Below are 19794 nucleotides of genomic sequence, written 5' to 3'. Positions count from 1 at the left end.
CTCGCGACATTCAGCTTGGAAGGCTGACGCTCTACCAACTGAGCTACTCCCGCATCACTTACAAAGATATAGTATCACAACTTTCAAACTTTGTCAACAAAGTTTTTTTTGTTTTGTATTTTTTTTTTAAAAATTTACAACCAATTCTTGAACTGCTTTTCCTTGATTATGAACTTTGTCTATTGGTGATACTTTATAGTAATATGTATCGCCTTTTTTTATCTCTTTATCAAGATATTCCATACCATATTTTTTCTTTACAGTCGCTATTAAATTTTTACTATCATATACTGAAAAATTTTTATTTTTAGATCTATATATAGCATAGTAGTCTGTATAGTTTTTAGAAAAATCATTCCAACTTATCAAAACTCCATCCTCCACTTTTTTTCCCGAGAGTTCTGTTACTGCTTTTGGTGGAATTGTATCTATCCATGGTGTTGTTGAAGGCAGTACCATATTAGAATAAACTTTTTTTAATAAATTATTTTGGATATTTAATGTATTATTTTGTATTTTATCAAATCCAAAAAATACACTTCCTTGAACTTTAGTTGTTTCTCTATTAAATCTAATCTGATCTATTAATTCATTCTCATTTTTCCAAGCTTTTGTTCCACCCATTTTATACGCTGCATGCCCTACATAAAGGTTTACATTGCTATCTTTTACCTCATTTATCCACCAGTGCACTAAAATATCATATTGAGCTACTTTTAAATTAAAATCCCAATATATTTGCGGAACTATGTAATCAATCCATTCATTTTTTATCCAAGTTCTTGTATCAGCATACAAAGTATCATAGTTTTCAGCTCCCGCTCTTGTTTTTGATCCTGTGGGGTCTTTGTCGTCATTTCTCCAAACTCCGAAAGGACTTATTCCAAATTTAACATATGGTTTAGCTAATTTAATTTTTTCTGAAAGCTCTTTTACAAAGGTGTCCGTATTTTTTCGTCTCCAATCATCCACTTTGAGCCCTTTTCCATATTTCTTATAGCTCTTTGAATCTCCAAATGGAACTACTTTTCTATTTTTATCTAAAACAGGATATGGGTAAAAATAGTCATCCATGTGAACTCCATCTATATCATAATTTTTTACAACATCAATTATAACATCTTCTGTAAACTCTCTAGCTGCTGGATTTCCAGGATCATAATAAAATTTTTTATCATACTCTATAACCCAATCTGAATTTTTTTTAGCTATATGTTCTCTTGGAATCTCTTCCCCTTTTTTCAAAGTTATCCTATATGGATTAAACCACGCATGAAATTCTAAATTCCTTTTGTGAGCTTCCTCTATAAAAAATTCCAAAGGATCATACCCTGGATTTTTACCATTCTCTCCTGTTATATATTTTGACCACGGTTCTTTTGATGACTTTGCATAAAATCTGTCAGCTGTAGGTCTAACTTGCATTATAATAGCATTCATATTCAACTCTTTTATTTTGTCCACTATCTCTATATATTCTTTTTTTTGATCCTCTATAGATAGTCCAGGTTTTGACGGCCAGTTTATATTATCAACAGTAGCTATCCAAACACCTCTAAATTCTCTTTCCAAAGTTTTTCCTAAAAGAGAAGTAAAACAAAATAAAAAAGAAAAAAATAATATATATATTTTTTTCAATTTTTCCACCTATCCCTTTATTATTTTAAACTTACCTTTTAACTCATCTCTTAAAATACAAATAAACTCTATTTTTTTATTCATAATCAAAGGAATAATTATCTCTCTTTTATCATCAGTTAAAATTCTAATGACAACTTGTAATCTATTTCCTTTTCCTACTACAGATTCTTTTAAAGTACAACTTTCAACGCTATCAAGCGACAGATCTAATCCTTCGCCAATTATTTTTCTATGCTCCAAATCTACTATAATTTTATAACTGAACAAATTTTTTAAATGCTTGATTCCTAAAAACAATAGCAATCCTGAAATTGCAATATACGGGATGCTAAAGTCTTTTAAATATCCCATGTATCCTTGCAGTATTCCTATCAGAATTAATGGTAGTCCCGTCCCTAACCATACAATTTTCTTTTTCATCTCTAGTCCGTATTTTCTCAACGGCTTATAATCTACTTTTGTCTTTTCTATCTTTTTTATAAAATCATCAAAAAAAAACATTTTACCTCCTCATTTAAATAGAAAAGTAGAGAAGAATCTCTACTTTTCTATTTAATTATTTTAACAAATCGATTATATTCTCAGCTTTATAATCTAAATTATGAACAGCGTTAATATATCTAACTGTTTTACTTTTTCCTCTGATTACAAGAGTTTGAGTTCTTGCAATATTTCCTTTTCTTTTAACTCCTTCTAACAAATCTCCACTTGTTATTCCAGTCGCAGAAAATATAACTTCATCATCTTTTACAAGATCATCAAGTTTTAATACATCTCCAACATTTAGTCCCATCTCTTCACATCTCGTTTTTTCATATGTTGAAATCTTATCATTTTCTAAAGAGACACCTTTCACTTCACTTCTTAATTTCAATCTAGCCTGCATATCTCCACCCAAAGCTTTTATTACTGCTGCGGATATTACTCCTTCAGGTGCTCCACCGATACCATATAAAACATCTACATCTGAATCCACAACAGATGTCAATATAGAGCCTGCTACATCCCCATCAGGAAGAGCATAGACTTTTACATCTAACGCCTGTAAATCCTTTATAATCGTCTTATGTCTTGGCTTATCTAAGATTACTATTGTTAATTCATTTAAAGGTTTTTTTAACGCTTTACAAATGTTATCTATATTCTCCATAAGAGGTTTATTTAAATCAATAACTCCCTTTGCATCTGGGCCAACTATAAGTTTTTCCATATACATATCTGGAGCTTTTAAAAAACTTCCTTTATTTCCAACCGCTAAAACTGCTATAGCATTAGCCTGTCCTTGAGCTGTCATTCTTGTTCCTTCAACAGGGTCTACAGCAATGTCAACTTTTGCAAATTTTTCCTTATCTACAGATTCCAATCCAACTTTTTCCCCTATAAAAAGCATAGGTGCCTCATCAATCTCACCCTCACCGATAACTATCTCACCTTGTATTTTTATACCGTTAAGCATAGTTCTCATGGCATCTACTGCTGCTTGGTCTGCTGCTTCCTTATCTCCCCTTCCAACCCATTTGTAGGCTGCTAAAGCTGCTGCCTCTGTTACCCTAGCAAATTCTAAAGCTAACTCTCTTTTCATTTTTCCTCCTAATTCGTTTCAATTAATCTATAAATTTTTTCTCCAGGTAATACCATTTGGAGTTGATTCCTAGCAATTTGTTCTCTATAAAAAGGATTGTTTATATCTTCTATCATAATATCATATTTAGCAATAATTTCTTCTATATCTTTTTTTTGTTTAATCTTAAGCTGCTCTTCTACCTTTAATTTATCTATTTTTACAAAAGATCTAAATATATTTTGTCCTAAAAATGCAAAATGTATAGTTAAAGGAAGTATCCAAAGAATTTTTTTCATAATCCCCCCTTAAACCGCTATATTTTAGTTGACTCTTTTTTTAATAATTGTAATTTTTTCGTTACCATTCTTTTTGCTACTGGAGATATCTTATCTATAAATAAGATTGCTTCAAGATGATCATACTCATGCTGAAAAGCTCTTCCTAAAAGATCATCCGCTTCTTCAACAACCTCTTTTCCATTTTCATTCGTATACTTTATCTTTATATGCACAGATCTTTTAACTGGTTTATATATTCCAGGAACACTCAAACATCCCTCTTCATTGCTTTCTATTACATCTGAAAGTTCAATAATTTCTGGATTTATCACTTTCCTAATTATTCCATCTCCTATATCTATAACAAATAACCTTTTATTTATTCCAACTTGTGGGGCAGCTAGCCCTACTCCATTGGCCTCATGCATAGTTTCTACCATATCCTCTAATATTTGAAGTATTTCTGCATCTATCTCTACAACCGGCTCTGCCAGCGTTCTTAACGACTCGTTTCCATATATTTTAATTTCATAAACCATTTTATTTCTCCTCCAACTCTCTTTTTTCTCAATGTATATTATATCATATTAGATTAATTGGGTCTACATCTACAACTATTCTATAATTTTTGCTTTCTATTTTTTTTATTTTTTCTTCCAATCCCACTTTATATTCATTGATAGCTTTTCTGCTTCCCTTTATAAAAATATTGCACCTATATCTTCCTTTAACCTTATAGACAAGAGATCTCATAGGTCCATAAATCTCTATGTTCTCATCTTCGATAGCTTTCAAAACAACGTAGCAATACTCTTCTAAACCCACCTCTTTTTCGGAAGATATTCCTATATTTATAACTTTTGAAAATGGCGGATAAAAAAGTATCTCTCTTTTTTCAATTTCTTTTTCATAAAAATTTTTATAACTATTTTCTTGAATTTTTTCAATCACATAGTTTTCAGGTTGATATGTTTGAATTATCACCTTTCCATTTTTCTCTCCTCTTCCTGCTCTCCCAGCAACTTGAGTAATCATTTGATATGTTCTCTCACCTGATCTAAAATCCGGAATACTCATTATTGTATCCGCATTTATAACTCCAACTACGGTCACATTCGGAAAGTGAAGTCCTCTTGAAATCATCTGTGTCCCTATCATAATATCGTACTTTCCTGACAAAAAATCATTATACATATTTTCATAAAAATCTTTCTCTTTAGCAACTTCTCCATCAACTCTTATTATATTTACTGGAAATCTTTTTCGTAACTCCTCCTCAACCCTTTCAACCCCTCTACCACTAAATGAAAGTTTATCACTTCCACACTTTGAACAGTGACCTGTAAATTTTTTGGATATACCACAATAATTACATTTTAAACTTCCACTACTTGAGTAATAATTTAATTTTATTGAACAATGTTCACACTCTTCCATATGGCCACATTCTTCACATTGAATCAGAGTAGAATAACCTTTTCTATTAAGAAGTAATATTATCTGCTCTTTCTTTAAAAGTGCATCTCTTATTTCTATTAATAATTGTTCACTAAAAAATTGATCCTCCTCTTTTTTCATATCGACAATCTCTATTTCTGGAAGTTTTGCATTTTTATATCTACTCTCTATTTCATACAATTGAAATATACCTTTTTTGGCATAATAATAACTTTCGATAGACGGAGTTGCTGATCCTAAAATAACTTTAGCATTCTCAAGCTCAGCCCTCTTTATTCCAACATATTTTGCATTATATCTTGGATTACTATCTTGCTTATAACTATTTTCATGCTCTTCATCTATAACAATATATTCTAAATTTTTAACTGGGGCAAAAATGGCTGATCTAACACCTAAAACTACTCGTTTATCTCCAGTATATATACTATACCATTCCTTGGCTCTGTCGTTTTGACTAAGTCTACTGTGTAGTATTGCAACTCTCTCTCCAAACTCTTTTTTAAACCTTAGAATCATCTGAGGTGTCAATGATATTTCTGGAACTAAAAATATAGATCCTCCACCTCTCTCTAGAGCTCTTTTTATCAGTTGAATATATATTTCAGTTTTCCCAGAACCTGTAACCCCTCTTATTAAAAAGTGCTTTTTATTCGACTTCTCTATTCCTTCTTTTACCCTTTGTTGTTCTGAATTTAATTTTGTATCCTCACTGATTTCCTCTGTTCCACAACACTTCTTCAGATTTTCGTCATCGAAACTTTTTATTCTTCTTTCAAAGATTAGCTCTCCATTTTTTACCATTTTATCTAGTTCTTTTTTGTCAAATTTTTTCTCTAAGGTCTGCCTTCCCACCTCTTTTCTAAGCTCAAAATATTTTTTCAAATCCTCTCTGTCACAATCCAAATCTTCATCTAAGCAATACCAACCATCCAAATCTTTCAAATAGCCTTTTTCTAAAAATAATGAAAATTCATCCTTTCCAAATCGATCTACTAAAGTTTTTTTTCTCACCTTTATCTTGGAAAAAAAATAATCTAACACCTGATTTAAATTAAATAAAGTCTCCACTTTAACAACCCTATATATATCTTCATACTTTATTTTTATCCCAGATGGCACAGCTGTTGAAAAAACTTGATCAAAAGACGAAAGATAATACTCCTTTATCCACAATAAAAGTTCTATAAAAAAACTTGAAAATGAGAGTTCCTCATGTAAAACTCTTTTTATTTTTAAAACTTTAAATAGATACTCCTGTTCTTTCTCCTCCTTCAAAACCAATCCGACTCTCTCTTTATTTCTAAAAGAAACTAAAACTCTATCCCCTATTTTTAGATTCTCATCATCACTGGCATAAGTATAAAAGTCCCTAGTCTTCTCTATATAGATACTATAATATCTCATAACTTCTCCTAGTTTAATTTTATTTTTATTTTTTTCGTATCCAATATCTCTTTCTTAGGTTCTGGAAATTGCTCCTGTACAACTCCAACTCCTAAAATTTCTAATTCTATATTGCTCCCTTTAAAAATTTCAATAACTTCTCGTGCACTCATCCCTTTTAAATCCGGCATAATTAAAACCTCTTCTTGATTCTCCAAATTCCTAAAGCTCTGCTTTTTCCCTTGCACTTTTATATTTTCAATACTTTGAGAGTATATATTCTTTAACTTAGTAACCCTTTTCACTATTTCTCCCAATACTGGAGCCGCAGCTGTTCCACCAGATTTATCATACCATGCATCCCCTTGAGGTTTAAAAAATACCACCATGACAGTATATTGAGGTTTTTCAACTGGGAAAAAGCCAACTACTGATGCTAAATATTCATTTTTAACATATCTTCCATTCTCACTATATTGAGCTGTCCCTGTTTTTCCACCAACTCTATACCCTTCTACCTGTGCTTTCACAACAGTCCCTTCTAAAACTGCCAACTCCATCATCTCTCTCATTTGTTTTGAAACATTTGGATTTATAACTCTTCTCTTTTCAATGGGAAGATTTCTACGAATAACTAACCCATCTCGATCAGTTATTTTCTCAACCAAATATGGCTGATATAAAATACCACCATTTATTACTGCTGAAAATGCTGTTATCATCTGAAGAGGTGTTATTGCAATACCCTGTCCAAAAGACATCGTACTCTTTTTTAATCCATGCCAATTTTTAGGCAAAATATGTCTTGCTGTTTTTTCATAAGGATAATCGACATCCGTTTTTTCATACAGACCAAAACTTGTTAAAACATTGTCAAATTCTTCATTTGTAAATCTGTCTCCAATTAAAACCATACCCACATTACTTGATTTTTTCAAAACATCCTCGGTACTTAAAATGCCTTTTACTTTTCTACTACTTTCTCTTATTGTATGATTATATTTTTTTATTGTCCCATTTCCAATATCAAAATTTGTATTTTTCGATATCTTCTTTTCATTCAATGCTGCCGCAATAACTAACGGTTTAAAAACTGATCCCGGTTCTATTTGAGATTGAAATATTGGATTAGCCACATTTTTTTTATTTTTTCTAAAAAATGATGTTGCTAGTATTTTCCCCGTTGTAGGATCCATCATTATTGCATATGCTTCTTCTGCATTCGTTTTTTTATATTGTTTTTCAACCTCATCGTTCAAAATATATTGTAAATCGTTATCTATAGTTAGATGTAAATCCATTCCATTTAAATTCACTTTTGTTCTAGCCTCCGATGCTGGAAGACCAACACCTAAACTTCTAATACCAGATATTATTTTTGATGTCTTTTCACCTTTTAAATAGTTTTCATACAGATATTCTATTCCAAATACACCCTCTTTTTCTGTTCCATTTTTAAATCCTATATTTCCAACCAAGAAAAAATAAATGTCCGACTTATAATAACGTCGTTCTTTTCTCATCTCTAAAAAAATAATGTTTTTTCCTTTTATTCCATACTTTTCTAGAATCTCCTCTACTTCTTTTTTTTCTACATCATCAATATTCCTATTTAATCTCTTATATCTCCTTTTTTGCTCTCCCAATCTATTTATATTTTTTAAAAGAGCTCTATAATTTCCCTTGATATATTTTTTATTAATCAACTCTTTTAAAGCTTCATCCCCTTTTTCTGACTCCACAAATCTTTTAGGATCCACACTTAACTCATACATGTTTATGCTATATGCTAACCCTTTCCCTTTGTTATCATATATATTACCTCTTTCCCCACCTTCATTTTTAACTATATTTGTTTGACTTTTAATTGCTTCTTTATAATTCTTCGAATCAAACAACTGAATTTGTATCATTCTAAACATCAAAATAAAAAAACAAAATAAAATTATATCTGAACATACAAAAGTTCTCAATATAAAATTATTCTTCATCTTTATTTTTTTCCATTTAAAAAAAATATATAAATTAAATGTCAAAATAAGAACTAAAGCTACTGTCAGTAAGAAAATTTTAAAGTACAAAGAAATCCCTACCCCAAGTAATTGTATTACCAATAAAAATATTTTTAATTTTTTATTCAAATCTCCACCTTCTTTTTAATTTCTTTTAAATATTATATCAAATATTCTTAAAATAATGTATAATAAGAATAAAATTCCACAAAAAGGGGTAAATATATGAAAGTTTTATTTCTATTATTTTTCATGTCCACTTCGATATTTGCTATTAATATCGGAGTGATTGATTCTGAGTACATATTCAACCAATACAACAAACGTTTTGAAATGGAAGAGAAACTTGAAAGCAAAAGAATAAGCTTAAACAATGAAATTGAACAACTCAGACAAGAATTATTAGAAAAAGAAAAACTAATCAAATCCAAAAAAAACATCACTGAAGCTGATAAAACCACTCTTTTAGATTTAAAAAAACAATTCCAAGACAAAATAGGTGCTTCCGAAAAAGATTTTGAACTAGAACAACAAAATTTCATATACGATATTAAATTTGAAATTGATTCTGTTGCTATTTTAATAGGAAAACAAAAGAATTTAGAGATGGTTATTGAAAAAAGTGCCACTGTTTATGGCGGTGTAGATTTAACTGAAGATGTTGTCAATTTTTTAAACAATAAAGATTCATATAAGTTGGATACGACTAATCTTTTAAAAAAGCAGATGTAAAAAGGGGAGCACAAGATGGCTCCCCTTTTTATTTTCTGTAACTCTCTACAGAGTATAATAATAAAAAAAGCACATCACTGTGCTTTAAAATTTCTATATGGTGGAAACAACTGGACTTGAACCAGTGACCCCCTGCTTGTAAGGCAGGTGCTCTCCCAACTGAGCTATGCTTCCAAATGGTACCCCGTAGGGGAATCGAACCCCTGTTTATAGAGTGAAAATCTATTGTCCTAACCGTTGAACGAACGGGGCAGCTAACATTTTATGTTATCGCTACTTAATTATAGTACCATATTTTCCAATATAAAGCAATCTTATTTTTTTAAAACTTCCCACTCTTTTTCTTTAAATCCAATAAAAATTTTATTATCCCCAATTAATAGAGGTCTTTTTATAAGCATTCCGTTGGTAGATAAAATCTCTAAAAGTTCATTTTCATTGTTTTGAGCAACTTTTTCTTTTAAATTCATCTCTCTATAAAGGATTCCACTTGTATTAAAGAATTTTTTTATAGGCTGTCCGCTCCTTTTCAAATACTCTTTTAACTCCTCTTTTGTAGGATTATTTTCAACTATATGTCTAGATTCAAATTCAACTCCATTCTCCTCTAGCCATTTTTTTGCTTTTACACATGTTGAGCATTTTGGATAGTTCAAAAATAAATATTTCATATCAGATCACTCCTTTTCTTATATTTTTATAGCTTACCATTTAAATACAAAAAAAGGAAGAAAACTCCTCCTCTTTTGTGTACTATCTTTTAAAGAATTCTTTCAACTCTTCTACTTTATTTAATCTTTCCCATGGTAAATCTAAATCTGTTCTACCTATATGCCCAAAAGCTGCTAAATCCTGATAATTAAAGTTCCCACTTCTCAGCTCTAAATCCCTTTCAATACCTCTTGGTGTTAGATCAAATATATTTTGAACTGCTTCCGCTAGCTTTATTTCATCAACTTTTCCTGTTCCAAAAGTTTCAACTTTTACTGAAGTTGGCTCCACAACACCAATAGCATAAGAGAGTTGTACTTCACATTTATCAGCTAAATCTGCCGCCACAATATTTTTTGCAACCCATCTTGCTGCATAAGCAGCTGATCTATCAACTTTAGATGGATCTTTTCCCGAAAAAGCTCCTCCACCATGTCTGAAAAATCCTCCATAAGTATCTACAATTATCTTTCTACCTGTCAATCCTGTATCTCCATGCGGTCCACCTATAACAAATCTTCCAGTTGGATTTATATGATAATTCTTAACATCTTCTGGGTTTAATCCATAAGTTTCTAAAACAGGTTTTATAACTAACTCTTTAACATCATTATGGATCTGCTCTTGAGTTACATCTGGATTATGTTGAACTGAAACAACAACTGTATCTACTCCAACAACCTTTCCTTCTGGAGTGTATGCAAGTGTCACTTGTGACTTTGCGTCTGGTCTAGCCCATGCCAGTTCTTTGCTTCTTGTCATTTTTGTAAGTTTTACAATTATCTCTCTTGCTAAAACTAATGCTAATGGCATTAATTCAGGTGTTTCTTTAACTGCTCCACCAAACATAATCCCTTGATCTCCTGCTCCACCAACGTCAACACCCATAGCTATATCTGGAGATTGAGAATGAATCGCATTTAAGACACCACAATCAGAATCAAATCCCATCCCTTGTTTATATCCAATTTCATCTATTTTATTTCTTACAATATCTTGAATATCTATATATGTTGTTGTTGTGATCTCTCCACCTACAACCACTTGGCCTGTTGTACAAAATACCTCACAAGCAACTCTAGCTGTGGGATCATTTTTTATACAAGCATCCAGTACCGCGTCAGATATCTGATCTGCTATTTTATCTGGATGTCCTGGTGACACACACTCTGAAGTAAAGTAAGTTAAATTTTTCATTTTTTCCTCCTGGTACCATCAAAAGAGATAAAAAAAGCCTTTTATCCAGAAAGATAAAAGGCTAAATGCTCTTTATTAGTCATCTTTCTGGAGTTAGCACCACACCATACGGTAGGTTGCTGAAACTTCATAGGGCCAGTCCCTCAGTCTCTCTTGATGATTTGTTTTTTTATATTCACATAATACTATTTTAATAGTATTATGTCAATCTTTTTTATTTTTTCTCTTCAATAAGTGTTAAATTAACCATCTTATTAAAGATTGTTGCTATGTAATTAAGTTGAGATAATCTATTATTTTTAATCTCTTCATCTTTATCCATAACCATTATAGTTTCAAAATATCTATTTATTATATCTTCTGTTGATAAAATCACATTTAGATATCCTATATAATCTTTTTCCGCTAATTTAAGTTCAACATCTTTAGATACTTCTTGAGATTTTTTAAATAAATCTTTTTCAACCTCTTCTTTTAATAAGTTTGGATTTATTATAACTCCTGTAAATCCTTTAGAGATATTTCCAACTCTTTTCATTAAAGAAACTAAATTATTAAAACTGTCCATCTTTGTAAACTCATCCACCGCTTTTATTCTAAGAAGTGTATCCACTAAATTATCATAATTCTTATCTACTACAGCTGAAACGATATCTTTTGAATATCCCATCTCTGTAAATACATTTAGTGCTCTTTGTTTAAAGAATTCCATAATTTCAACTACAACTTCAGCCTTTGGTCTTTTTAACACTCCAGATTCTTCTAAAGTTTGCAAAGATTTTTCAACCAATGATTTTATTGAAATGTTTAATTCTGAATCCAAAATAATATTTACAATTCCTAAAGCTGCTCTTCTTAATGCAAACGGGTCTTTTGAACCACTTGGAATAATTCCAACTCCAAAACATCCGCAAAGAGTATCTAATCTATCACAAATCCCCGCTACAATTCCTTCTATACCTTTAGGAAGAATATCCCCTTGATATCTTGGATAGTAGTGCTCCTCTATTCCTTTTACAACTAATTCTGACTCTCCAGATTTTAAAGCATAATCCGCACCCATAAATCCTTGAAGTTTAGTAAATTCCTTCTCTCCAATCATATTAGATACTAAATCCGCTTTAGCTAGAAGCAATGTTCTTAGTACTGTTTCTTTTCTTGTATTCATTCCAATCTCATCCACAAGATATTCAGCAACTTTTTGAGCTCTTTCAATCTTATTATATATAGTTCCTAGATCTTTTTGGAATACAACCTGTTTTAATTTTTCAACATTTTCAACTAATGGTTTTTTTAAGTCTTCATGATAGAAAAATCTTGCATCTGCTAATCTTGCTGATAGAACTTTTTCATTTCCCTTTCTAACATCGTCAGAATCTTCCACTCCATTTCTTATTACAACAAACTTAGGTAGTAATTTCCCATCCATATCTAATATAGGAAAGTATCTTTGATGAACTTGCATTGATATTATTAAAACATCTTGAGGAACCTCTAAGAAATCAGAGTTAAAGCTTCCAACTATTGGATAAGGGTATTCAACAAGATTTGCTACCTCATTTAGTAACTCTTCATCCACTAAAACTCTTTCATTTGGCTCCTGACATTTTTCCTCAATAAGTTTTTTTATCAATGTTTTTCTATCTTCAATCCCTATTATCACATTATTTTCTTTTATTTTTTCAAAGTACTCATCTATTGAATTAACTTCAAAGTTTGATCCAAAGAATCTATGTCCTCTAGATGATTTTCCACTTTTAATTCCTTCAATTTCAAAGTTCACAACTTCTGAATCAACAAGAGCTAGAAACCATTGGATAGGTCTAGCAAATCTTAATTTTTTCTCTCCCCATTTCATTGATCTTTGGAAATTTATTTCTAAAACTAACTCTTTTAAAAGATCGGATAAAAGAGTTTTTGTTTTCTCGCCTTTTAAGAATTTTCTTACAGCTATATACTCTCCTTTTGGAGTTTCTATTAATTCTAAATCCGTAGCTTCAACACCTTGTGATTTGGCAAAACCTAATCCTGCTCTAGAAATTTCTCCATTTTCTCCAAAAGCTACTTGCTTTGCAGGTCCCATGTTTAATATATCTAAATCCTCTTGTGTTTCTGACAATCCTTCAACTAGAATAACTAGTCTTCTTGGCGTTCCAAAAGTTTTTATTTCTTCAAATTTTAGTCTTTTATTTTCTAACTTACCTTCTAAATTTCCCTTCATCTCTTTTAGAGTTTGAACAAGGAATCTTGCAGGCAGTTCTTCCATCCCTATTTCAAAAAGTAATCTCACTTTCTATTCCTCCTCTTTCTTCCCTTTACTTCTTTTTTAGCAAAGGATATCCTAGTTCTTTTCTGTTTTGTACAAATACTTCTGCACATCTTTTTGCTAGGTTTCTAACTCTTAAGATATATGCCATTCTCTCTGTTGTAGAAATTGCCCCTCTTGAGTCAAGAACGTTGAATACGTGAGAACATTTTAAAACATAATCATAAGCTGGCATAACCAAATTTTCATTTAAAGCCCTGTCCGCTTCCTTTTCATAGTCATCAAACCATCTAAAATGGCTTTCTAAATCTGCTACTTCAAAAGAATATTTTGAATTTTCATATTCATACTGGTATCTCATATCTCCATATTTTATTCCTGGAGCCCACTCTAAATCATAAACGTTCTCTTTGTTTTGAATATAAAGAGCCAATCTTTCTAATCCATAAGTTATTTCCACAGGAATAACTTCCAGTTCTAATCCTCCAACTTGTTGGAAATATGTAAATTGAGTCACTTCCATTCCATCTAACCATACTTCCCATCCTAATCCCCAAGCTCCTAACGTTGGTGATTCCCAATCATCTTCAACAAAACGTATATCATGCTTTAAAGGATCTATTCCTAAAACTCTTAAAGACTCAAGATATAGCTCTTGTATATTGTCTGGTGACGGTTTCATTATTACCTGAAACTGGTGGTGTTGATAAACTCTATTTGGATTTTCTCCATATCTTCCATCTTTTGGTCTTCTTGAAGGCTCTACATAAGCTACATTCCATGGCTCTGGTCCTAAAGACATCAAAAATGTATTTGGATTAAATGTTCCTGCTCCTGTCTCTATATCGTATGGGTTTCCAATGATACACCCTTTTGAACTCCAATACTGTTGAAGAGCAAATATCATCTCTTGAAATGTCATTTTACTTCCTCCTAATTTTTCTTTTTCCTTTTACTATCCAATAAACTATCTAGTATTATCAGAATAACTCCTATATTGATCCAAACATCCGCTAAATTAAATACAAAGATCCAAATTCCTCTAAAATCAATCATATCTATAACGAACCCTCTATAAACTCTATCTATAATATTTCCTACCGCACCACCTAATATGAATGAGTATCCTAATTTTTCTAAAGAAGATAATATCTTTCTGTTTTTATAAAAATATATGGCAACTCCTATAATGACCGCTATAGTTAAAATAGATATAATATCTAGCTTACCTTGAAACATTCCAAAAGCAATCCCTCTATTTTTTACATATGTTAGATGGAAAAACTCCCCAATTAATGGGTAAGTTTCTCCTTCTACCAACCAATTATCTACCTTATATTTTGAAAGTTGATCTAGAAATACCAATATAATTATCATTGCTACGTATAACACAGTTCACCTCTCCATATAATTAATCAATAAGTGCCGATGTACATCTAGGACAAACTGTTGGATGTTCTTCATTACTTCCTAATTCAGTTGAATATTTCCAACATCTTTCACACTTTTCTCCATCTGCATGTTCTACTTTTATATATAAAGCTTCTTGTTCTTCACCTTTAATAAATGTTTCATCTTTTGATTGAACAACCTCTAGTTGTGATACTATAAAGGCCTCTTCTAAAAGATTTCTATTCTCTACTAAGAATTTATTAAGTGTTTCATCATTTGTATTTAAAATTACTTTAGCATCTAAAGAGTTACCAATTATTTTGTTCTCCCCTTGTCTTGCTAGCTCTAGAACTTTATTTATCTCTTTTCTGATTTTTCCAATCTCTTCCCACTTAGTATCTAAGTCATTTCTTAAATATTCATCATTATTCTCATACCAATCTGTTAAAAGAACTGATTCTGAATCTTTTAAGCTTTCTGGTAATGTATCCCAAATCTCTTCAGCTGTAAATGATAGAATAGGTGTTACCATTTTTGTTAATGTCACTAAGATTTCTGACATCACTGTTTGAGCTGCTCTTCTTTCTTTTGAATCAGCTTTTTCAGCGTATAATCTATCTTTAATTATATCTAAATAGAATGCAGACATATCTATTCCTGCAAAATAATGTATTTCTTGGAAAAGATTATAGAACTCATATTTTTCATATGACTCAGTCACTGTTCTTTTTAGTCTCTCTAACTTATTTAATGCCCATTTGTCAATTTCCATTAGATCTTCATAAGCTACAGCATCTGTTGCTGGATTGAAATCAGAAGAATTTCCTAAAATATATCTAGCTGTATTTCTTACTCTTCTATAAGCTTCTGCCATTTGCTTTAATATGTTGTCTGATATTTTTACATCTTCGCTATAATCAACCGACGCACACCAAAGTCTTAAAATATCTGCTCCGTAAACTTTTATTATATCTTGAGGGGCTACAACGTTCCCAACAGATTTTGACATCTTTTTTCCCTCTCCATCATTTACGAATCCATGTGTTAATAGCATTTTAAAAGGTGCATCTCCTGTAGATCCAATAGATGTTAACAATGATGTTTGGAACCATCCTCTGTGCTGATCCGAACCTTCTAGATACAGATCTGCTGGTCTATGAAGTCCTTCTCTTGTTTCAAGAACTGATCTATGAGAAACCCCTGAATCAAACCATACATCCATTATATTTGTTTCTTTTCTTAACTCTAATCCTTTTAAGTTATATTTTTCTAAAAGTTCCTCTCCGATTAACTCTTCCGCTGAGTATTTAACCCAAGCTCCAGAGCCCTCTTCTTTAACTCTTTCAATAACTTTATTTAAAATTTCTCTTTCAAATATCTCTTTTCCTGTCACTTCATTATAGAACACTGGAATTGGTACACCCCATGTTCTTTGTCTTGAGATACACCAGTCAGGTCTTGTCTCTAACATAGATCCTATTCTATTTTTTCCCCACTCTGGAACAAACTTAACATCATCTAATGATTTTAAAGCTTTTTCTCTTAAATCAGAACCTTCACATCTTATAAACCACTGCTCAGTCGCTCTGAATATAACTGGAGTTTTTGATCTCCAATCATGTGGATAAGAGTGCTCAAACTCTTTATAACTTAATAGATGTCCTGTTTCTTTTAGATGTTCAGCAATAACTTTATTTGCCTTCTTATAAAATAAACCTGCAAATTGCCCTGCTTCCTCTGTTAAAACTCCCTTGTTGTTTACTGGCGAAACTATTGGAAGACCGTATCTCACTCCAACAACATAGTCATCTTGACCATGTCCAGGAGCTGTATGAACCACTCCAGTTCCTGCCTCTGCAGTTACATGAGTTCCTAAAACTACTCTTCCAGTTCTATCTAAGAATGGATGTTTGTAAGTTAAATTTTCTAAATCTGACCCTACAAACTCTTTTATCAACTCAACATTTTCAATACCCATATCTGCAAATGCTTTGTCTGCTAAAACTTTAGCTAATATTAAATTCCCTTTTTCTGTTGAATAAACTCCATATTCAAATTCACCATTTAAACATATACCAGTATTTGCTGGAAGTGTCCAAGGAGTTGTTGTCCAAATAACTAGATATAGTGTTTCCGTCATTCCTAACTTATCCATTATATCTTTATTAGCTTCCATTCTTACATATATTGAAGGAGATATGTGATTTTTATATTCTATCTCCGCTTCAGCAAGAGCTGTTTCTGTTACTGGTGACCAGTAAATTGGCTTTAGACCTTTAAATACGTACCCATTTTCATAAAGCTCTCCAAATACCTCTAATTGTTTTGCCTCATACTCTGGATTTAGTGTTAAGTATGGATTATCCCACTCACCTAAAATTCCCAATCTTTGGAATCCTTCTTTTTGAACTTGTACCCATTTTTTAGCATATGCCGCACACTTTTCTCTTATTTCAAGCGCTGACATCTCCTTCATTTTCGATCCTAACTCTTCACTTACTTTTAATTCAATTGGTAATCCATGAGTATCCCATCCAGGAATGTACGGAACTTTATACCCTGATAATCTCTTATACTTTAAAATAATATCCTTTAAAATTTTATTTAAAGCATGGCCTATATGTATCCCACCGTTTGCGTATGGTGGTCCATCATGAAGCACAAATGTCTTGTCCCCCTTTTCTAGGCCTCTTTCATAAATTTTCTCATCATTCCATTTTTTTAAAATGTTTGGTTCCTTCGTTGGTAAGTTTGCTCTCATCTGGAAACTTGTTTTCGGAAGGTTCAACGTTTTCCCATAATCTCTTTCTTCCATTAGACTTCCTCCTTATATGCATTTAAAGTTATTTTTACTTCTGTACTTTTCCCCTCTTCAGAAAAATGTTTTATTACTCCTCCATGATCCTTTATAATTTTATGGATAAAAAATAAACCTAATCCTAAAGTTTGAGGTTGATAGCTGATAAATGGTTCGTATATATCTTCTAACTGCTTAGCCGACATCCCTATTCCATTATCAATTATTTTTAATTCAATTTTTTCATTGATCTTTCTCTTAGAAAGAATCACATTTATTCTTCGGTTGTGACTTCTTTTTAAAAGAGCGTTGTACGAGTTCTCTAAGAGTTCATTTACAACCTTTTCAAATTTTTCCTTATCGCCTATAATCGTTCCATTAGTAGCACTAAAAAATGAAATTGATATATTTTCACCTCTAAATTTCTTCTTATGGCTTTCTATTATTTCGTTAATAAGTTTATCTAAACAAAGTCTTTCTTTCTTCCCATCTTTTTGCTCAGAATAAATTTTTAGTGACTCATTATCCTCTTTTATCCTAATTAAATACGGTTTTATTTCAGATAACTCATCAATTATTCTTTCACCCGGATTTTCAGAATCTATACATTTTAATAATTTTTCAACAACTTCTCCTCTAATTCTTAAAAATCTTGTAGCTAATTTTTCAATTGTTAAAACCCTTTGACTTTCTAGAGTATCCACTGTTGTTTCTTTATTATTTATTCCTATTGAAAAGTTTATAGCTAACAAATTTAAAAGCTCCAACTCTTCTTGATTTATTCTTATATCTTTCGTATAATTATCTACAACAATAACCCCTGAAAACTTACCTGCTCCATGTATTGGAAAAATAAAAAAGTTTTTAAGTCCTATCGCTTTTAAAAGATCATTTCCTAAATCATATTTATACCCTGTATCATTTTTATATATAATCTTTTGTTCTTTAAAAGATCTCGCTAAAAGATTCTCGTCATTTATCGGGACTTTTGTAAATAGCACTAACTCTTTTAAATTTTTAACTTGAAATTTAAATCCTTTTTTACTATCTTCACTTAAAGTTCTATTTATAGAAATTTCCTCTCCTATTAGATAATCATTTTCACGACTATATCTAAAGTACATCGCTCGACTGTAACCCAACCCAACTTCTGATGTGAATCCTGAAACTAATTTTTTTATTGTTTCAAGCGTATCTTTTTCTATATTTATTCCCATTAAAAGTTTGTCGATTGCTTCAATTCTTTCAATGTTTCTTACTAACTCTTTATTTTGAATTGTCAGATCCTCTTGAGCTATATTAAGTTTTTCTACCATCTCTTTAAAAGATACCAGTAAAGTCCTCACCTCTCCTTGACCTGCTATTTTTATCTCATCAACTTTTTCTCCATTGGAAATCTGATCAGCTAAATCAGCGATCTCACTAAGAGGTAGTAGTAGTTTTCTAAAAACTTTATTTGAAATTGTTGAGCTTAAAATCATTATAAAAAGAACTAAAATCCCAATATATATTGATGTCATCAATTTTTCTTCAGTAACTTTTTCTTTTGATAAAGCTATGATAAAACTTCCCAAATAATTATCATTATAACCTATTAAATTATAAACTCCTAAATAATATGATAATCCTCCAATTTTTTTGTTCAAATAATAATTTCTATAATCTTTCTTACTTATCTCTTTGTATGTTTTAGGTGAAAAAAAACTTTTAGCATGTATCTCTTTTTCTGCTGAGTTATTTAATAAAAATAAAATTTTATCTTTTGATGTCAAATCCAGTCCCTCTTTTAAAGATTTTAAAAAATCTTCATTTATAGGAGTAGACACCACCACATAATATGTGGTACTCTCGTTACCATACGGTATTACAATTCTAGAGTATATTCTACCTTTAATATCTGCCAAGTAATACCCCGTTTGTTCAAACTCTTTTTTCTTAGCATTTTCTAAAAGTATATGAATATTTTCTCCCGTTAATGTCCCTAAATCTCCTTCATTTCCATATTCACCTAAAAGAAGTCCATCTGAAGAGAGAATACTAACTACAGCATTATAATAGTTTTTGAAATCATCTTTTAATAGATTATATTTTAACGTTTCGGCTACTTTTTGATTTCCATCACTAATTCTGTGTTTGCCTATCTCTTTATAAACGTCATTTCTAATCTCACCAAAATACGATTTATAGTTCCCTATTAATAAATTAAGCTTATTTCTTGTAGTATCTTCTATTCTTTGTTCCATATCTTGAAAAGAGGTTATTATCACAACCATTGCAATTAAAATTGAGGTCAAAAATATTGCTATATCATTGTAAAAAATTATTTTTACTAACAATGAATCCTTTCTTATTCTCATCCT

At 31.0% G+C, this 19794-nt stretch carries 15 protein-coding genes, 2 tRNA genes and 1 riboswitch; of the genes, 1 reads left to right on the top strand and 16 read right to left on the bottom strand.

All coding sequences use genetic code 11. The features are described from left to right. Positions 1-126: 126 nt before the first annotated feature. The 7 genes from Q0V67_RS03615 to Q0V67_RS03585 are packed head-to-tail and all read right to left on the bottom strand — an operon-like array spanning position 127 to position 8468. Positions 127-1638 carry a family 10 glycosylhydrolase gene (locus Q0V67_RS03615; RefSeq protein WP_297597145.1) on the bottom strand — a complete coding sequence of 504 codons (1512 nt, stop codon included), beginning with the start codon at positions 1636-1638 and terminating at the stop codon, positions 127-129. Between the two features lie 9 nt (positions 1639-1647). Further along, a complete protein-coding gene (locus tag Q0V67_RS03610; RefSeq protein WP_297597143.1) occupies positions 1648-2142 on the bottom strand; it encodes a hypothetical protein in 495 nt (164 codons plus the stop codon). 55 nt (positions 2143-2197) lie between these two features. After that, positions 2198-3223: a class II fructose-bisphosphatase gene (gene glpX / locus Q0V67_RS03605; protein ID WP_297597141.1), complete on the bottom strand. Its 1026-nt coding sequence runs from the start codon at positions 3221-3223 to the stop codon at positions 2198-2200. 8 nt (positions 3224-3231) lie between these two features. After that, positions 3232-3501, bottom strand: a complete 270-nt coding sequence (locus Q0V67_RS03600) for a septum formation initiator family protein (RefSeq protein WP_297597139.1) — start codon at positions 3499-3501, stop codon at positions 3232-3234. 17 nt (positions 3502-3518) lie between these two features. After that, positions 3519-4022 carry a peptide deformylase gene (gene def, locus Q0V67_RS03595; protein ID WP_297597137.1) on the bottom strand — a complete coding sequence of 168 codons (504 nt, stop codon included), beginning with the start codon at positions 4020-4022 and terminating at the stop codon, positions 3519-3521. A 43-nt stretch (positions 4023-4065) separates the two neighbouring features. Then, positions 4066-6348, bottom strand: coding sequence for a primosomal protein N' (gene priA, locus Q0V67_RS03590; RefSeq protein WP_297597135.1), 2283 nt, complete (start codon positions 6346-6348; stop codon positions 4066-4068). Positions 6349-6356: 8 nt separating this feature from the next. After that, positions 6357-8468, bottom strand: coding sequence for a penicillin-binding transpeptidase domain-containing protein (locus Q0V67_RS03585; RefSeq protein WP_297597132.1), 2112 nt, complete (start codon positions 8466-8468; stop codon positions 6357-6359). A gap of 96 nt (positions 8469-8564) precedes the next feature. On the opposite strand from Q0V67_RS03585, the gene Q0V67_RS03580 reads away from it, so the two are divergent. Next, positions 8565-9071: an OmpH family outer membrane protein gene (locus Q0V67_RS03580; RefSeq protein WP_297597129.1), complete on the top strand. Its 507-nt coding sequence runs from the start codon at positions 8565-8567 to the stop codon at positions 9069-9071. Between the two features lie 98 nt (positions 9072-9169). Here Q0V67_RS03580 and Q0V67_RS03575 read toward each other — a convergent pair. The 9 genes from Q0V67_RS03575 to Q0V67_RS03535 form a co-directional block, all read right to left on the bottom strand. Beyond that, positions 9170-9245, bottom strand: a tRNA-Val gene (locus Q0V67_RS03575). Positions 9246-9248: 3 nt separating this feature from the next. Further along, positions 9249-9323, bottom strand: a tRNA-Glu gene (locus tag Q0V67_RS03570). 62 nt (positions 9324-9385) lie between these two features. Next, complete coding sequence (locus tag Q0V67_RS03565; RefSeq protein WP_297597127.1) at positions 9386-9742, bottom strand: arsenate reductase family protein; 357 nt, start codon at positions 9740-9742, stop codon at positions 9386-9388. An 82-nt stretch (positions 9743-9824) separates the two neighbouring features. Then, positions 9825-10979 carry a methionine adenosyltransferase gene (gene metK, locus Q0V67_RS03560; RefSeq protein WP_297597126.1) on the bottom strand — a complete coding sequence of 385 codons (1155 nt, stop codon included), beginning with the start codon at positions 10977-10979 and terminating at the stop codon, positions 9825-9827. Positions 10980-11055: 76 nt separating this feature from the next. Continuing rightward, positions 11056-11142: riboswitch (SAM riboswitch) on the bottom strand. A gap of 51 nt (positions 11143-11193) precedes the next feature. After that, positions 11194-13269, bottom strand: coding sequence for a glycine--tRNA ligase subunit beta (glyS, locus tag Q0V67_RS03555; protein ID WP_297597125.1), 2076 nt, complete (start codon positions 13267-13269; stop codon positions 11194-11196). Positions 13270-13294: 25 nt separating this feature from the next. Then, positions 13295-14167: a glycine--tRNA ligase subunit alpha gene (glyQ, locus tag Q0V67_RS03550; protein ID WP_297597122.1), complete on the bottom strand. Its 873-nt coding sequence runs from the start codon at positions 14165-14167 to the stop codon at positions 13295-13297. A gap of 11 nt (positions 14168-14178) precedes the next feature. After that, positions 14179-14637 (bottom strand): signal peptidase II, encoded by a 459-nt coding sequence (lspA, locus tag Q0V67_RS03545; protein WP_297597120.1) that lies wholly within the window; start codon positions 14635-14637, stop codon positions 14179-14181. Positions 14638-14656: 19 nt separating this feature from the next. After that, the gene (ileS, locus tag Q0V67_RS03540; RefSeq protein ID WP_297597119.1) at positions 14657-17452 is read right to left on the bottom strand and encodes an isoleucine--tRNA ligase; all 2796 of its coding nucleotides are present in this window, start codon (positions 17450-17452) and stop codon (positions 14657-14659) included. Continuing rightward, on the bottom strand, positions 17452-19791 hold the full coding sequence (locus Q0V67_RS03535) for a sensor histidine kinase (protein WP_297597117.1): 2340 nt from the start codon (positions 19789-19791) through the stop codon (positions 17452-17454). The genes ileS and Q0V67_RS03535 overlap by 1 nt, the downstream gene beginning before the upstream one ends. Positions 19792-19794: the final 3 nt, after the last annotated feature.

The organism is uncultured Cetobacterium sp. (assembly GCF_947072685.1).
GTDB lineage: Bacteria > Fusobacteriota > Fusobacteriia > Fusobacteriales > Fusobacteriaceae > Cetobacterium_A.
This window is presented reverse-complemented; position numbering and strand designations above follow the sequence as displayed.

Excerpts from the sequence above, each read along its gene's own strand:
- Q0V67_RS03580 (WP_297597129.1), top strand. The coding sequence starts at position 8,565 with ATGAAAGTTTTATTTCTATTATTTTTCATGTCCACTTCGATATTTGCT.
- glyQ (WP_297597122.1), bottom strand. The coding sequence starts at position 14,167 with ATGACATTTCAAGAGATGATATTTGCTCTTCAACAGTATTGGAGTTCA.
- Q0V67_RS03610 (WP_297597143.1), bottom strand. The coding sequence starts at position 2,142 with ATGTTTTTTTTTGATGATTTTATAAAAAAGATAGAAAAGACAAAAGTA.
- priA (WP_297597135.1), bottom strand. The coding sequence starts at position 6,348 with ATGAGATATTATAGTATCTATATAGAGAAGACTAGGGACTTTTATACT.
- Q0V67_RS03565 (WP_297597127.1), bottom strand. The coding sequence starts at position 9,742 with ATGAAATATTTATTTTTGAACTATCCAAAATGCTCAACATGTGTAAAA.
- Q0V67_RS03535 (WP_297597117.1), bottom strand. The coding sequence starts at position 19,791 with ATGAGAATAAGAAAGGATTCATTGTTAGTAAAAATAATTTTTTACAAT.
- def (WP_297597137.1), bottom strand. The coding sequence starts at position 4,022 with ATGGTTTATGAAATTAAAATATATGGAAACGAGTCGTTAAGAACGCTG.
- metK (WP_297597126.1), bottom strand. The coding sequence starts at position 10,979 with ATGAAAAATTTAACTTACTTTACTTCAGAGTGTGTGTCACCAGGACAT.
- glpX (WP_297597141.1), bottom strand. The coding sequence starts at position 3,223 with ATGAAAAGAGAGTTAGCTTTAGAATTTGCTAGGGTAACAGAGGCAGCA.
- Q0V67_RS03600 (WP_297597139.1), bottom strand. The coding sequence starts at position 3,501 with ATGAAAAAAATTCTTTGGATACTTCCTTTAACTATACATTTTGCATTT.
- ileS (WP_297597119.1), bottom strand. The coding sequence starts at position 17,452 with ATGGAAGAAAGAGATTATGGGAAAACGTTGAACCTTCCGAAAACAAGT.